Raw genomic sequence first — 14,506 nt, forward strand, 5'->3', positions numbered from 1 at the left:
TTTTCGTATTTTGATATAAATTGGCTATTAACAGCTAAAGAGAACATGCCTTATGATACAAAGGCTGTTCCTATTTCGGCATTTTCTTCTAGAACTAATATACCTTTTACTTCTGGTGCGTTCGGTATTGCTAATTCTCTTGCGGAACATAACATACCAGTTGAAGCAATTCCGCGAAGTTCTGCATCTTTAATGATCATTCCAGAAGGCATAACTGCACCTACTTTTGCAACTACTACTTTTTGTCCCGCTTCCACATTTGGAGCTCCGCATACAATTTGTAAAGTCGTCTCGCCAACACTTACTTGGCAAACTTTTAATTTATCCGCATTCGGGTGTTGTTCTAATGATTCTACGTAACCAACAACAAACTTAGGAGATAAATCTACTTCTAATTGGAATTCTGCACCATTTGTATTCAAAGCTTGCTGTACTTTTTCAACAAACTCTTGTGTTAGCTCAACATTGCCTTTTGTCTCAATTTTTTCGTATTTGCTAAAACCAAAAATATTGATCGCTAATACTTCGTTTGTTTGCGCATCTTTCACAAGCGTAACGTCACCTTTTGTTTCCGTCACGACTTTTTCAACTTTTTCAGGTGTTAATTGTACTAAAAGTACATCCCCTATACCAACTTCATTGTAAAAAATATTCATTTGTCTTCTTTCTCCTTTGTTACTCGATTTTTCGCCATGATAAATATCGGCTCTAAATCTCCATTTTCATATATAAAAGATAATGAAGTAATTGGTACCGTTCCAACCGTGAAGAAATGCATCGTCATTTGAGCTAGAACGTCGTATCCAGTTTCATTTCTTATATCACCAATAATCATAACATCTTGATGGGGTACAGAAACAGTCATATCTCCAACAATTATTTTTTTCATATCACGGAGAAGCGATTCATTTAACATACGACTAGCATCATACCCATCGTTATTATTAAAGAAATAAAACGTATTTTCGGAAACGTAATCTTTTTTGTAATTTGTTTCTAAGTTTCTAACTTGGAATAAAGCTCTTTCGCGAATTTCTGTTTCCCTAATATTCCAAGCTGCTAACATTTTTTCATCGAGTAAACGATAGGTGCTTCCTAAGTCTAATGCATAGTAAATTCGTGTTTCCGCAGTATGGTCTTTTGTGATAAATTTATTGCCTTCGTTTGATTTTAGTGGAAAAGATGTAGAACGAATTACAGGAAAAATTGAAGAAGCAGGGTCAATTTCGCCCGCTTTTTCCTTTTCCATTGCTTGAAATGTTTGATGAATCGTATAGACTACTTCTTCGATAACTTGATCTTTCTTTGTTTCATATTTTGCTAAAATAGGAGGAATCGAAATATCAATTCCTTTTCCGATTTCTTTATGTGTTAATCGAAGTTTATTCGTCTCTCGATTATAATCATATGTATATATTTCTTCTGATAGTTTTGTTTTTAAAACTCTTACAAGTTCAAGTGCTTTCATTAGTAGATCTTTCCCTTCAATTCAATCAATTACGCCACGGTGTAAATCTTGGCTGAAAAAAGTTAAACGGCCCACTATGAGTGAACCGTTAAAATACTTTAAATCGTTTGAAGAAATGATTCAATTTCTTCTCTTGATTTGCGGTCTTTACTAACAAATCTACCTTTTTCCACACCATTTTCGAATACGATAAAACTTGGAATGCCAAACACATCTAGCTGACTACATAAATCAATGAATTCATCTCGATCAACAGACACGAATGTAAAGTCTGAAAAATTGTCTTCTATTTCTTCCATAAAAGGGTCTATGAAATGACAGTCCGGACACCAGTCAGCTGTGAATTTGAAAACAACTTTTTCACCTTGCTTTAACTGTTCGAATTGTTCAAGTGAAGTTAAAATTTGCATGCAAATCCTCCTTTAGTTTGTAGTGATTGATCGAACAATTGTCATCATCTTATCCAAATTATCCGCGATATTTTGTTGTTTGGAAATCGTTGTAAGCTTAATACCACCGATACTAGTAATGAGTTCAAATTTCTCTTCACTATTTTCAAGGATTGCCACAAATCCAAATCGTCCATTTTGTTCGAAAGTCTTTTCTTCTACTATTTTCAAATTAGTGTCTGCTATCATTAAATCATAATATAATCGACTACTTGGTAATTCGTTAGGGTTAAGAAATAAAATATAGGAATCTTTCCCTTTTGAAAGAATAATGTTTGTTTCATCAGGCTCGTCTTCTATTGAAAAACCACTCGGGATAAATAATTTCATGTTATTTATTTTTTCATTCGGTTTTTCAGCATCACTTTGAAAAACTAACTTTGCATTTTCTATACCATCTTCCACTTCTTCTTCCGGGGAAGAGCATCCAACTAATAAAATGACAGCTAGTGACGCGAAAAAAACTCGCATCCAATTTCGAGTCATTTACTTTCCTCCATTCAAAGCATAACTGCTATATATTTTAACGATGATTTACTTTACATGCAACTACAACAACTTATTGGAAAGTTCATACTGCCCAATTAAAAGATACATAATATGCTCGAACATCATACTTCTAGTTATAAGCCCGTCCGTAAATACACCAATGGCCCCTTCGTCGTGACGAATTCCTTTCCTATTTGTATAGACGTCCATTACAGGACCAAGTTCCGCACCAGTTAGTAACTGTTTAGCAATCTCATCAGGTAAAGGAATACCTGCTCCGGTTGCGGTAAATATTTCACCATTATTTGTCACAAGCGCCCCCCAATTGCAAATGTATAAGACACCATCTATTTGCTGTACCCCTCCTTCTAAACCAATTCCAAACAAGGTATCCTGCAGCCCTATTAGCTGCTTTGCACGATTGATTGCTCCTTGTCTCGTTTCTTCATTACTCATTGGTTGAGCAGATACTAGTGAATCTACTTCCAAATTTATAAAACTTGCATCTGGATAATACATCCGAGAGATTGTTTGCACTGCTTTTGTTTTTGCCTTATTAGTAGTTCCTATGAATATTTTCATCGATTCATTCCTCATTTCAAAAAAAAACGCCCCGAGAGGCGTCTTTTTTATACGTTTGCTTTGATTGTTTCTAGTGTAGTATAGTCACATGCTTTTACTAGTTTCACTAGTAATTCTTTAGCTGCCGCATAATCATCGGTATGGATGATCGAAGAGGATGTATGAATATAGCGTGAGCATATACCAATTACAGCACTTGGGATTCCTTCATTTGATGTATGCACTCTACCTGCATCTGTTCCACCTTGGGAGATGAAGTATTGGTATGGTATTTTATGTGTTTCTGCCGTATCCAATACAAATTCTCTCATCCCTCGATGCGTCACCATTGTACGGTCGAAAATACGTAGAAGTGCTCCTTTTCCAAGTTGACCAAATTCATTTTTATTGCCTGAAGCATCATTTGCAGGGCTTGCATCTAATGCGAAGAACAAGTCTGGTTTAATCATATTTGCTGAAGCTTGTGCCCCGCGAAGACCGACTTCTTCCATTACATTTGCACCGGAATAGAGCATATTTGGTAATTGCTCATTTTGTACTTCTTTTAAAAGTTCTATTGCAAGTCCACAACCATAGCGGTTATCCCAAGCTTTTGCCATAATTTTTTTGTCATTAGCCATTGGTGTAAATGGACAAACTGGAACGATTTGATCTCCTGGTTTGATCCCCATGCGCGCTACATCTTCTTTATCGTCCGCACCTATATCGATGAGCATATTTTTAATATCCATCGGCTTATTGCGAATTTCATCGCTAAGTAAGTGAGGGGGAATGGAACCAATCACACCTGGAATTGTTTTTTCTTTTGTTACAATGTCTACTCGCTGTGCAAGAAGTACTTGATTCCACCAGCCACCTAGTGGTTGAAAACGAATCATTCCGTTATCGGTAATACCAGATACCATGAAACCAACTTCGTCCATATGACCGGCTACTAATATTTTCGGACCATTCACATCGCCTATTTTCAATCCGAAAATACCACCTAAATTATCTTGCACGATTTGATCCGAATATTTCGACAGCTCGTTACGCATAAATTTACGAACTGCATGTTCATTACCAGGTGCGCCTGGTAATTCTGTTAAAGTTTTAAATAGTGAGCGCGTTTCTTCATTCATGTAAAAAAGCCTCCTAAAGCTTATATGAAAATTAAATTTTTCAATAAAGATTCCACTTCTATTGTAATAAAAGATACATTACTTTACTACAATTAAACTTCGCATATCGAATAATTTAAACGAAATCAGATGTGTGATACACTAAAAAAAATGAAATGAGGAGGATAACAATGAAATTAAAGGATTATATGTTAGGTTTAGGGACTGGAATTGCTATTGGAATTATAGCAAGCCAAGCTGCGACGAAAGTGAATTTAAACCGATCTGCAGAGCTTGTTTTAAGAGATATAAAAAATTCGTTTAAAACAGAGGGTCCAATTGATGGGTCTTGGATTTTGATGAATCCGGAGCCATTTAGTAAAGAGGCCATTCATACGAATGTATATAAAGGCGGTATTACCCGCATGAAAAATGGTGAACTCGAGCAATTTGAATTCGCGGCAGATGCAAAAACGGGTACTGTTGTGGATTTGGTGAAAATGTAGAAGAATTTTTGAAGAGAATACCCATTTTCTAAAAAGTAATAAGCAGCCAAAGATATAATATTGGCTGCTTTCTTGTTTTCTATTAAGTTTCCTGCATACTCTTGAAATAATGCGTCTTAGAGACCGCAAGTGCAGTTGATTTCCGCTCCAGGCGGACGCTTTCCGCGGGCACGGCTTCAGCCGCTTCCCTCGCTTCGCTCAGTCCAGGGTCTTCAGCTCGCGCTGTTCCCGCTGGAGTCGCCGCCTTGCGCTTCAATCAACAAAAATACGCTGACTAATTAGCATTAACATATGATGAATCATCTAATAATGCTACTTCAATATGGGAATTGGTTGCTCTCATGCTAATTTAGTTGCTTTCAACATAGAAAGAAATGTTTGCTTTCAATAATCAATTGACTGCCCTTAGCCTTATACTGGATTTTTACCGCTTTTCTAATAAAACTTTTTGGTTTAAAGCGAGAAATTAAATAGTCAGCAAGCTTCATTGATTTTCGTGGAAGGGTGGCGACTCCGGCGGGATGAGTGAGACAGATGAAACTTCACAACGTACGCGTAGCGTCGGTGAAGGTTCATCGCTCACCCCGCGGAAAGCGTCCGCCCTGTAGCGAAAATCATTGCGGACACTTTATTCAACTTGCTAAGACACATTATCCCTAAAAAGTACCAAGCTTATTTATTATCACTAAGGCAAAATTATGTTCTTTCCACTTTATCTATCATTTCTTTCCCATCTTCGGACCATTTTACTAAACGGTAGAAAGCGTCATGGTAAAAGCTGAACCAATAATTAGCTTGTAACGCTTCGTTTACCCACTTCTCTTTAGCAAAAATAGAAGTCATTGGATAATCGTCATATGCTAACACCCATAATGGGTTTTGATGTGCATGAGTTGGCATTAAATCCGCCATATGAATAATTGTCTCATCGTTTTGCTTTAACAAAACAATACAGTGTCCATTGCTATGACCACCAGTATGAATCATTTCAATTCCTTCCACTACTTCTATCAAACCTGAGAACGTCACTATTTGATTTTCTATAGGTTCCCAGTTTTCTTTCCAATAAGTATTAAGTGAACGCATATTAGGGTTTTTCATTTCATCCCATTCGATATCCGATACATAAATCTTAGCATTTGGAAAACTAGATACAAGTTTGGCATCGACCCATTTCGTTAAACCGCAAGCATGATCAAAATGTAAATGTGTCATGATAATAATATCTATTTCTTCAGGGAGCACACCAAGTTGCGCTAGATTGTCTTCTATGTGTGATTGATCGGAAATTCCATAGTTTCGTAATTGCTTGTCCGTAAACTTTCCGTAACCAATTCCAGCCTCCAGTAAAATATTTTGCCCTTTGTACTGGATGAATAGTGGATCAGAAGGTAATTCAATTTGATTTTTTTCATTGACCGGATATTTCTTCTCCCATAATGGTTTCGGAACAACACCGAACATGGCACCCCCGTCCATATGCGTTGTCCCGCCTTTTAACCAAGTTAATGCCATGTCGTGAAATTGAAACGTATCCATTCTCCTTAGTCCCCTTTTATACGAATTTTGCTTCTACTCGATAAATCGGCTGTCCTTTTGCAGAAAACTTCTCTTCATACTCCGTCATAATATTATCTTCTGGCATGTTTGCGTGTAAATCGAGCGAAACATCTTTTATTAACATACCATAAGCTGACATGCTGACTAAAGAATATTCAAATAATCCGCGATTATCCGTTTTGAAATGGATTTCCTCATTATCTACTAAAATAGATTCATAAAGTTGCAAAAACCCTTCATGTGTTAATCGTCTTTTCGCATGTCTAATTTTTGGCCATGGATCGGAGAAATTCAAATAGACGCGGTCCACATCATTTTTCTCAAAATACTTCGCTAAGTCTGCTCCATTCACTTTTAATAATCGCAAATTAGGAAGCGGCTGTGCTGCAATTGCATTTTCAAGTGCAGAAACTATCACACTATCATATAATTCAATTCCAATATAATTAATATGTGGATTTTGCTTTGCCATCCCTGTAATAAATTGGCCTTTCCCTGTCCCCACTTCTATATGAAGAGGATAATCATTTTTAAACTCTGATTCCCAATTACCTTTTAACATTTCTGGATTTGGGATTACTATTTCAGGGTGGCTATTAATAAATTCCTCCGCCCACGGTTTATGTCTTAACCTCATTTTTCTAACTCCTTCTTTATGTTTAATTTTACTAAGTTCCAAGCTTTTGGTATGACTGAAAATGAATACGAATGATTCTCATCTGTTATACAAGAAAATTCCCCATCCACATGTCCATAAACTTTGTTATGCATGGTGATTGTATAATTTTCAGCTTGAAACTGGCTTACTTCTTTATATTTTGTGTGTTTTCCAAAGAACACCGTACTAAATATAAATAATAATTTCCATCTGGATAACTTGTTTACGATGGTCATTTCAATTAATTGATCATTTGGTTTGGAAGTTGGTGATATTTTCATCCCTCCACCAAAATATGGCTGATTGCATACAACGATAAACCAAACATCGTCATACGTTACCATTTCGTCTTCTGTATGTAAAGTGAAAGAAAATCGCTGAAACGTAAATAGTTCCTTGATAAGGTATATAATGTAAGTCAACTTTCCTAAACCATACGTATTTAATCGTTTTTTCCATGTAGAATGGTTAACAGAATAAGCTACTTTCGCATCAAATCCAAACCCCGCATTATTAACTACCGGATATTGATCATGATCAATAGTTAACAACGCTAAATCCATTTTCAGTGACTCATAATTACTATGTACGTACCAATTTAATTGCTCGATCGTTTGAAAAACAGAAAATGTTCGGCCGAAATCATTTCCACTTCCAGCAGAAATGACACCAACTCGAACATGATTATATCCCGTAACTCCAACTATGATTTCGTGGACTGTACCATCGCCGCCAACCGCAATGATTAACATGTCATCCTTATGCGATGCTGCGTAGCTTCTAGCAATATCTGTCGCATGTCCACTTCGTTCGGTCGTCACATATATATAAGGGAAAGTTAAAAGCTCTTTCCATCTCATCCAAATCTGTTTTCCTCGCCCGTTACCCGCATGCTCATTGACGATAAAAACTACTTTATTCATCTTGCTCCTCGCTATCTATATCCCAAGAAGACCTTGAATAGGAAGTAGTTTGCACTAAATTCAAGATCGCTTGTGCGGCTTTAAATTGCATATGTTTCATAGGAGAAAGTGAGTTCTTTAATGATAAAAACCATTCTTCATATGTTCTGCTATCTATAAACTGTACATTATAAGAAGAACCCGGATAGTCGATATATCCATTTCTTGAGAGAATTACTTTTCTAATTGGTAAATCTATTTCTTCTTTTTTAAAAACTTGCAATAAGATAGATTCCATGCGATTGATATTAATCATGGGACTTAATACTTTTTTCTCTTCTTTTCCACTTTTTCTTAGCCAAAACCGTTCGCTACTACCAATAAAAGCATCTAAATTTTGCGCTTCTAGCATAACGATACAAACGATTTCTGTTGGCAAAACAAGCATAATATCTAATTCTATCGGTGCCTTTTTTAGCTTCAAAATAGGATAATAAAACAAGAAATAATTATCCGGTAGTGTTTGCATAAACGATCTCAATAACGTATCTCGCATAAATTTTGGATCTACATACGATTTTTCACGTAAAGTGGAACTTGCCCATTTTAATTGAAAATGGAAAAGTTGATCCAAATACATTCTTTTTAAATCTTCTTTCGTTTGTGGTTCATAAACGATTTTTGGTTCAAAGAAGAGAGGAGTGGGTTCATCGGAAATAGAATCTACCTCATCTATTTCCGTGTTTTCTTCCTTATTGCGATGAAATAGTTTAGAAAAAATAGACTTTTTCTCCGGTTCCTCTATTCTTTCTTCTTCCGTTTCCATCCAAGTATTGTTGAAAGCCCCTTTTTCAAATTCTTCTTTCGTACGCTCCCATTGCTGTTTTTTCAAGCGTACAAATTGTGTTGGGTATCTTTTCAAATCTTTTTCATAACGCGAAACATAATCCTGTAGCTTTACTAATTGAGCCATTCTACATCCTCCTACACTGTATAAAATCTATTTCCTCATAGCGAGGAGAACGATTGTTATTTATTTGGAAAATGGAGAAATGAGAAACATCAAAGCTCATCTTTGGTAATTGAAATTTTTTCGTATGCAATTCATTCGTTGCTGCCCATTTTTTCGCAATTGTTATATGAGCGTTATAATCTTTTTCATCGTTTATTTTTATGACTTTAGATAATTGTTGCACAATTCCATGTTGTAATGCTTGTAAAGAATTGCAATCTTCTAAAGCAGTATATACTACGCGAGGTGATTGCTCATTTCCAAAATGGGCTAATCCATTTGTTGTTAGTTCAAATGCTTCCCACTGAATTTCTCGTAAGGATTGCTTAATGGTTGTTAGAACAGCTTGCTCCACATGCCCTAAGTAAAAGAGCGTGATATGCAAATCTTCTGCTACTGGCATAATTTTATGTGTTTCATGCACATTTGTGTTTTCACGCTCTTTCACAATCGCTGCTGCAATTTGCTCAGGAACCTTTATACCGATAAAATAATGTTGTTTCATACACTAATAGAAGATGGGATTTTATGTTCAAATGCTTGTTGAAGTTTTTCTGTCCATTTCCCACGTTTACCCTCTCCAATTAGTTGACCTTCAAGCGAAATGATTGGCATTACTTCTGCGTTTGTAGAAGACATAATCATCTCGTCCATCGCTAATGCTTGCTCTTTTGTGAACGCTGCTTCGATAACTTTTAATCCAATTTCATCACAACAGTCTAAGATCACTTTTCTGGTAATACCATTCAATATTAAGTTACTTACAGGATGCGTATAAAGCACATCGTCTTTTATGCCGTACACATTAGAAGAAGAACCTTCTGTAACTATTTCCCCACGATGTTGGATTGCTTCATAACAGTCCTTGCTAATTGCTTCTTGTTTTGCGAGTACATTGCCAAGTAAGTTAAGCGACTTAATATCGCAACGGAGCCATCGAATATCCTCAACGAAACAAGCTTTTACCCCATTTTCTAATTGATCGAATGGTCTTGTCGTTTCTTTTGTATAAGCAGTTAAAACAGATTCAACTGCAGGATTTGGAAAGTTATGCTGTCTCGGGCTTGTACCACGGGTAACTTGTACATATATATGACCATTTTCAACTTCATTTGTTTCGATTAGTTCGTGGAGCATTTTATGCATAACGTCTTTTGTATATGGGATAACTAATTGAATTTTATCGGCACTTGCATATAAACGATCAATATGTTCTGTTGCCGTAAAAACATTGCCGTGATAAATTTTAATCACTTCATAAATGCCATCACCGAATTGATAACCACGATCTTCAAATCCAATTTTCACATCTTCTTCGTTAATAATTTCGTCATTCCATAAGATTTTAGCCATTATTTTTCACCCGCTTCTACTTTTTCACTTGCAAGTTCAACGATTGCATCTGCATAAATTGCTGTGGCTTTAATTAGATCTTCAATATCCACATATTCATCTACTTGATGGGCAACATCTTTTCTACCTGGGAAAAGCATACCAAAAGCAACCCCTTTATCGAGCACGCGTGCATATGTCCCGCCACCAATGGATAATAGTTTTGCCTCTTCTCCAGTATTTCTTTCATATACTTTTTGCAATTTTTGGATTAACTCATCCTTCTCATCGACATAATGTGGAGCAGAATTAGAACCTAAATCTAATGTAATGCCCATTTGCTTAAGTACTTCCCGACAAGCAGCAAGTTTTTCTTCAAAAGGATACGTGACAGAATATCGCATACTTACTTGCGTACATGATCCTTGTTCCGGTGCATAATGAATTACACCAGGATTTAGTGTCGTATCACCTGAAACATCGTCTGAAAAGTTTAACGCAAGTTTATGTCCTCTGCTATCTTCCCCAAAACCTTCTACTAAAAAGTCAACAAAAGCTTTTGAATGGGCGGTCAAATGAATGGTTCGCAAAAATTTCGCAAGTAATATTGCTGCATTTACTCCTTCATCTGGTTCCATAGCATGTGCAGATTTTCCGTGGACTAACACTTTTACCATTGGACCTTGTGGGGCAACTTCTCCTGTAATCCCATGTTCTTTCGCAAAAACATCAAACTTTTCTTTAATAGTGATGAGCCCACCAAATATAAATGCAAAGGCTTCATCTGGCACCATATTTGTTCGTTTTCCTGCTTGGAAAAACTGAATCGTTTCTGTTTCAGGTGAACCTGTTTGTGTAAAGATTAAACTAGCAATTCCTTTTTCTGCATTAATAATTGGGAAATCTGCATCCGGAGCAAACCCAATTGTCGGCATTTGTTCTTTTTGAAAATAACGCTCCACACAACGAAAGCCACTTTCCTCGTCCGTTCCAATAATCATACGCACTTTTTTTGAGAGTTCAATTCCAGATTCTTTTACTAATTTCATCGCCATCCATGCGGCAATAGTTGGTCCCTTATCATCAATAGCTCCGCGTCCGTAAACTCGATCGTTCGCTACGACACCTTCATATGGTGGGTATGTCCAACCATTTCCTTCTGGTACTACATCTACATGACAAAGAATACCTAGAATTTCTTCTCCTTCCCCCATTTCAATATGTCCAGCCATATTATCTACATTTTTTATTGTAAACCCGGCTTTTTCTCCTTCTACTAGCATATGTTGTAATGCTTCTAAAGGTTTTGGCCCAAAAGGCATTTCGTCTGTTGCCAATTCCTTTTGTAGGACACTTGGAATTTGTATAAGCTTTTGTAATTCTGTAATCATTTCGTCTTTCTTTTCTTCTGCAAGTTTTAACCAGTTCATAAGACAATCACCTCTACGTTTAATGTATATACCTATTTTACACTTATTTTAATTGAACGTCTTTCAAAAAAAACTTATCGTGTAAAATGCCTGTACATTCAGATTTTTATGTTAAAACTTTGTAAATTAATTGATTTTGATAGAAATTTGGTAGACAATCTACTATAATTAAATTGTCAGATAATATATTGACTACCAATATAGTAAAGGGGCTGTAAATTGCAATTATTTAGTTGCTTTTCACCCATGTCGTCCGCTAGTCTAGCCAAGAGATATGATGATGAAGGAGTGGTTACTGTTGAAACCTACTACTGATCGGATGCTCAATCGAATTAAAGACATGTACATGTTCATCCGAGAAAATGGAACTGTTACTACACAAGATTTAGTCGATGAATTTGGCATCACTCCTCGTACTATTCAACGAGACTTAAATGTGCTTGCTTTTAATGACCTAGTTATTAGTCCAACAAGAGGCAAATGGACCACGACGAACAAACGAGTTAAATTGACATCCTAGATATTTACAATATTAAAAGAATGACCATGCTCTAGATTTAAGCGAGGTCATTCTTTTGCTGTATTTGCAATAATTCTTCTTCTGTTAATTCTCTATAATTGCCTTCTGCAAGTGCATTGTCTAGCTTAAGTGTACCCATCGAAAGTCTTTTTAAGTAAATGACCTTCTTCCCCACTGCTTCAAACATTCTTTTTACTTGATGAAATTTCCCTTCCGTAATCGTTAATTCAATTTCAGATATGCTACCACTTTTTAAAATCTGCAGTATTCCAGGTTTTGTATGATAGCCATCATCTAATGTGACACCATTATTAAATGCCTCTACATCTGTCTCATTTACGATACCTTGCACTTTTGCAAAATATACTTTTGGAACATCTTTGTTTGGTGACAACAGACGATGAGTTAAAGCACCGTCATTTGTCAGTAACAGTAGCCCTACCGTATCCTTATCCAGCCTCCCGACTGGATAAGGTTCGAAATGCCGTACATCATCGTCCAATAGATCGATGACGGTTTTATCTCTTGTATCTTCTGTTGCGGAAACAACGCCTGCTGGTTTATTTAACATTAGATAAATGAACTGTTTGTATTCCACAACTTCCCCGTAAACGGACACTCTATCGTTATGCTCATTAACATGTATCGAGCCATCCTTAACAGTGACATCATTTACTTGAATTGCCTTTGACTTGATTAACATTTTTACTTCTCTTCTTGTCCCAAAGCCCGTATGAGCCAGAAATTTATCTAATCGCATATCGTTCTCCTAAAAACCAATTTTTTTCGTAAATTTTGTAAGTCTTTCTCCGAAAAGCTTTTGTGCAAGACCCAATCGCAATGTAATATAACCATAAAATGCCGCTCCAATGGAAGCACAAACGATAATAACTACCAACGCTTCTAACTTATTGTCGATTACGAACATCTTCTCGATACCCCATTTGGATAGGAATACAATACTTAACATCACTACATTCACGATCAAAATTAATATAATCCGTCTGATAACCATTGGGGATTTATAATGCAATGTTTTTCGAATCGCGAGCATATTTAACCCAATGGCCATAAGATATCCTGCAGAAGTCGCCATAATAGCACCATCTGTTTCAAATGCTTTTATCAATGGCGTGTTTAATACAAGCTTCGTTAATATGCCGATTAACAAATTTAATATAATGAGTTTTTGTCGATCTATCCCTTGTAAAATCGCTGTTGTTACCGGATAAAGCGCAAATAATATAGCAACAGGTGCATAGTGTGCAAGAACCGTTGATCCCGTTTCACTTTGCTCATAAAATACAAGGTAAAATTCATTTGCTAAAACAGAAATACCTAGCGCTGCTGGCAAAGTTAAAAACAGTAGAATTTGGAATGATTGATCTAAAGATTTTCTTACTTGAACGAAATCTTGTTTTGCGTAATAACTAGTAATCAATGGAATTAAAGTCATGGAAAATCCTGTAGCTAGCATAACAGGTATCATTACTAATTTATGAGTGGAAAAATTCAACATTCCAAGTAATATATTTGAAATTTCTCCAGTATATCCAATCATCAACATCGCTCTGTTAAATGTAATCATATCGATAAACTGGAATAGTGGATTGATGACCCCAACTAATGCAAATGGCACTGTGTAAATAAGCATCTCTTTGTAAATATTCGTCAGAGAAATATCCGAAGTCGCTTTACCACTCGAACTTCGAAGTACATTGAATTCTGGTTTTAACTTTTTCCAATACCAGTATAAAACGACTAAACTTGCAATCGCCCCTAAAAATGCAGCAAACACGGCAAATGAAACAGCCGTTTTTTCAGTGCCTTTGAAAATATAGATAACACTAAATCCGCCTGCTAGTACAAATAATATCCGTACAATTTGCTCGAATAATTGTGAAACTGCTGTAGGAGTCATATGCTGATACCCTTGGAAAAAACCTCTGATTAAACTCATAACTGGTACTACAATAACGGCAAAACTAACATATTTTATTACCGTTGCCACATCTGCTATCGTAAAATTTGCCTCATCGTCTTTAATAATCAATCGAGCAATTGGTTCCGACATTGCAAATAAAACGATAAAACCTAAAATTCCGGTAGCCGTCATCAGTAGCATACTGGACTTCACTAATTTTCGACCAGTAGCATAGTCTCCTAATGCATTATATTTCGCAACAAATTTCGAAACCGCTATCGGCACACCAGAAACGGCAATCGCAAGCATAATTGAATACGGAACATATGCATATTGATAAAGCGCCATGTACTCTTCCCCAATAATTTGGTAAAAAGGAATTACATAAAGAACACCTAGTATTCTTGATAATAATAGGCCAACAGTCAAAATCATTGTCCCTTTTAATAAATTCGAAGCCATAAAACCCGCCCAATCTAATCAAATTCGCCTTGGCGTATTTCCGCCCAGATTTTCTCAATTTGCTCGAGAAACTCCTCTAAAAATCTGTGGCATCCGCCGGAGGCTTTAACTT

Annotated in this window: 17 protein-coding genes; 2 read left to right on the forward strand and 15 right to left on the reverse strand. The window is 36.2% G+C overall.

Annotated features, from left to right (window positions below; genetic code table 11):
• Positions 1 to 50: 50 nt before the first annotated feature.
• The 6 genes from ytpR to BMZ04_RS06665 all read right to left on the reverse strand — a co-directional run bounded on the left by ytpR (position 51) and on the right by BMZ04_RS06665 (position 4,109).
• Complete coding sequence (gene ytpR, locus BMZ04_RS06640) at positions 51 to 656, reverse strand: YtpR family tRNA-binding protein (RefSeq protein ID WP_093266944.1); 606 nt, start codon at positions 654 to 656, stop codon at positions 51 to 53.
• Positions 653 to 1,468 carry a DUF1444 family protein gene (locus BMZ04_RS06645; protein ID WP_093266947.1) on the reverse strand — a complete coding sequence of 272 codons (816 nt, stop codon included), beginning with the start codon at positions 1,466 to 1,468 and terminating at the stop codon, positions 653 to 655. The genes ytpR and BMZ04_RS06645 overlap by 4 nt, the downstream gene beginning before the upstream one ends.
• A gap of 98 nt (positions 1,469 to 1,566) precedes the next feature.
• Positions 1,567 to 1,878, reverse strand: a complete 312-nt coding sequence (locus BMZ04_RS06650) for a thioredoxin family protein (protein ID WP_093266949.1) — start codon at positions 1,876 to 1,878, stop codon at positions 1,567 to 1,569.
• A 12-nt stretch (positions 1,879 to 1,890) separates the two neighbouring features.
• Positions 1,891 to 2,403, reverse strand: a complete 513-nt coding sequence (locus tag BMZ04_RS06655; protein WP_093266952.1) for a hypothetical protein — start codon at positions 2,401 to 2,403, stop codon at positions 1,891 to 1,893.
• 63 nt (positions 2,404 to 2,466) lie between these two features.
• Entirely contained in the window at positions 2,467 to 2,988 is a 522-nt protein-coding gene (locus BMZ04_RS06660) for a DUF84 family protein (RefSeq protein ID WP_093266955.1), read from the reverse strand.
• Positions 2,989 to 3,035: 47 nt separating this feature from the next.
• Entirely contained in the window at positions 3,036 to 4,109 is a 1,074-nt protein-coding gene (locus tag BMZ04_RS06665) for a M42 family metallopeptidase (RefSeq protein ID WP_093266958.1), read from the reverse strand.
• Between the two features lie 170 nt (positions 4,110 to 4,279).
• On the opposite strand from BMZ04_RS06665, the gene BMZ04_RS22730 reads away from it, so the two are divergent.
• On the forward strand, positions 4,280 to 4,594 hold the full coding sequence (locus tag BMZ04_RS22730; RefSeq protein WP_093266961.1) for a hypothetical protein: 315 nt from the start codon (positions 4,280 to 4,282) through the stop codon (positions 4,592 to 4,594).
• Positions 4,595 to 5,290: 696 nt separating this feature from the next.
• On the opposite strand, the gene BMZ04_RS06675 is transcribed toward BMZ04_RS22730, so the two are convergent.
• The 7 genes from BMZ04_RS06675 to pepV are packed head-to-tail and all read right to left on the reverse strand — an operon-like array spanning position 5,291 to position 11,488.
• Positions 5,291 to 6,133 (reverse strand): YtnP family quorum-quenching lactonase, encoded by an 843-nt coding sequence (locus tag BMZ04_RS06675; RefSeq protein WP_093266964.1) that lies wholly within the window; start codon positions 6,131 to 6,133, stop codon positions 5,291 to 5,293.
• Positions 6,134 to 6,149: 16 nt separating this feature from the next.
• Positions 6,150 to 6,791 carry a tRNA (guanosine(46)-N7)-methyltransferase TrmB gene (gene trmB, locus BMZ04_RS06680; RefSeq protein WP_093266967.1) on the reverse strand — a complete coding sequence of 214 codons (642 nt, stop codon included), beginning with the start codon at positions 6,789 to 6,791 and terminating at the stop codon, positions 6,150 to 6,152.
• Positions 6,788 to 7,735, reverse strand: a complete 948-nt coding sequence (locus tag BMZ04_RS06685) for a diacylglycerol/lipid kinase family protein (RefSeq protein WP_093266970.1) — start codon at positions 7,733 to 7,735, stop codon at positions 6,788 to 6,790. The genes trmB and BMZ04_RS06685 overlap by 4 nt, the downstream gene beginning before the upstream one ends.
• A complete protein-coding gene (locus tag BMZ04_RS06690) occupies positions 7,728 to 8,687 on the reverse strand; it encodes a nuclease-related domain-containing protein (RefSeq protein WP_093266973.1) in 960 nt (319 codons plus the stop codon). Before BMZ04_RS06690 ends, BMZ04_RS06685 begins: the two co-directional genes overlap by 8 nt.
• Position 8,688: 1 nt before the next feature.
• Entirely contained in the window at positions 8,689 to 9,231 is a 543-nt protein-coding gene (gene thpR, locus BMZ04_RS06695; protein WP_093266976.1) for an RNA 2',3'-cyclic phosphodiesterase, read from the reverse strand.
• Positions 9,228 to 10,079, reverse strand: coding sequence for a D-amino-acid transaminase (gene dat, locus BMZ04_RS06700; protein ID WP_093266979.1), 852 nt, complete (start codon positions 10,077 to 10,079; stop codon positions 9,228 to 9,230). Before dat ends, thpR begins: the two co-directional genes overlap by 4 nt.
• On the reverse strand, positions 10,079 to 11,488 hold the full coding sequence (gene pepV / locus BMZ04_RS06705; RefSeq protein ID WP_093266982.1) for a dipeptidase PepV: 1,410 nt from the start codon (positions 11,486 to 11,488) through the stop codon (positions 10,079 to 10,081). The genes dat and pepV overlap by 1 nt, the downstream gene beginning before the upstream one ends.
• Before the next feature lie 298 nt (positions 11,489 to 11,786).
• Between pepV and BMZ04_RS06710 the strand changes: the two genes are divergently transcribed.
• Positions 11,787 to 12,008, forward strand: coding sequence for a DeoR family transcriptional regulator (locus tag BMZ04_RS06710; protein WP_093267179.1), 222 nt, complete (start codon positions 11,787 to 11,789; stop codon positions 12,006 to 12,008).
• Positions 12,009 to 12,045: 37 nt separating this feature from the next.
• On the opposite strand, the gene BMZ04_RS06715 is transcribed toward BMZ04_RS06710, so the two are convergent.
• Together BMZ04_RS06715 and BMZ04_RS06720 are read right to left on the reverse strand one after the other, a co-directional pair.
• Positions 12,046 to 12,768, reverse strand: coding sequence for a pseudouridine synthase (locus BMZ04_RS06715; protein ID WP_093266985.1), 723 nt, complete (start codon positions 12,766 to 12,768; stop codon positions 12,046 to 12,048).
• A gap of 9 nt (positions 12,769 to 12,777) precedes the next feature.
• The gene (locus tag BMZ04_RS06720) at positions 12,778 to 14,394 is read right to left on the reverse strand and encodes a putative polysaccharide biosynthesis protein (protein WP_093266988.1); all 1,617 of its coding nucleotides are present in this window, start codon (positions 14,392 to 14,394) and stop codon (positions 12,778 to 12,780) included.
• Between the last annotated feature and the right edge of the window lie 112 nt (positions 14,395 to 14,506).

Source organism: Psychrobacillus sp. OK032 (assembly GCF_900111345.1).
Classification (GTDB): Bacteria; Bacillota; Bacilli; order Bacillales_A; family Planococcaceae; genus Psychrobacillus.

Excerpts from the sequence above, each read along its gene's own strand:
- ytpR (WP_093266944.1), bottom strand. The coding sequence starts at position 656 with ATGAATATTTTTTACAATGAAGTTGGTATAGGGGATGTACTTTTAGTA.
- BMZ04_RS06645 (WP_093266947.1), bottom strand. The coding sequence starts at position 1,468 with ATGAAAGCACTTGAACTTGTAAGAGTTTTAAAAACAAAACTATCAGAA.
- BMZ04_RS06650 (WP_093266949.1), bottom strand. The coding sequence starts at position 1,878 with ATGCAAATTTTAACTTCACTTGAACAATTCGAACAGTTAAAGCAAGGT.
- BMZ04_RS06655 (WP_093266952.1), bottom strand. The coding sequence starts at position 2,403 with ATGACTCGAAATTGGATGCGAGTTTTTTTCGCGTCACTAGCTGTCATT.
- BMZ04_RS06660 (WP_093266955.1), bottom strand. The coding sequence starts at position 2,988 with ATGAAAATATTCATAGGAACTACTAATAAGGCAAAAACAAAAGCAGTG.
- BMZ04_RS06665 (WP_093266958.1), bottom strand. The coding sequence starts at position 4,109 with ATGAATGAAGAAACGCGCTCACTATTTAAAACTTTAACAGAATTACCA.
- BMZ04_RS22730 (WP_093266961.1), top strand. The coding sequence starts at position 4,280 with ATGAAATTAAAGGATTATATGTTAGGTTTAGGGACTGGAATTGCTATT.
- BMZ04_RS06675 (WP_093266964.1), bottom strand. The coding sequence starts at position 6,133 with ATGGATACGTTTCAATTTCACGACATGGCATTAACTTGGTTAAAAGGC.
- trmB (WP_093266967.1), bottom strand. The coding sequence starts at position 6,791 with ATGAGGTTAAGACATAAACCGTGGGCGGAGGAATTTATTAATAGCCAC.
- BMZ04_RS06685 (WP_093266970.1), bottom strand. The coding sequence starts at position 7,735 with ATGAATAAAGTAGTTTTTATCGTCAATGAGCATGCGGGTAACGGGCGA.
- BMZ04_RS06690 (WP_093266973.1), bottom strand. The coding sequence starts at position 8,687 with ATGGCTCAATTAGTAAAGCTACAGGATTATGTTTCGCGTTATGAAAAA.
- thpR (WP_093266976.1), bottom strand. The coding sequence starts at position 9,231 with ATGAAACAACATTATTTTATCGGTATAAAGGTTCCTGAGCAAATTGCA.
- dat (WP_093266979.1), bottom strand. The coding sequence starts at position 10,079 with ATGGCTAAAATCTTATGGAATGACGAAATTATTAACGAAGAAGATGTG.
- pepV (WP_093266982.1), bottom strand. The coding sequence starts at position 11,488 with ATGAACTGGTTAAAACTTGCAGAAGAAAAGAAAGACGAAATGATTACA.
- BMZ04_RS06715 (WP_093266985.1), bottom strand. The coding sequence starts at position 12,768 with ATGCGATTAGATAAATTTCTGGCTCATACGGGCTTTGGGACAAGAAGA.
- BMZ04_RS06720 (WP_093266988.1), bottom strand. The coding sequence starts at position 14,394 with ATGGCTTCGAATTTATTAAAAGGGACAATGATTTTGACTGTTGGCCTA.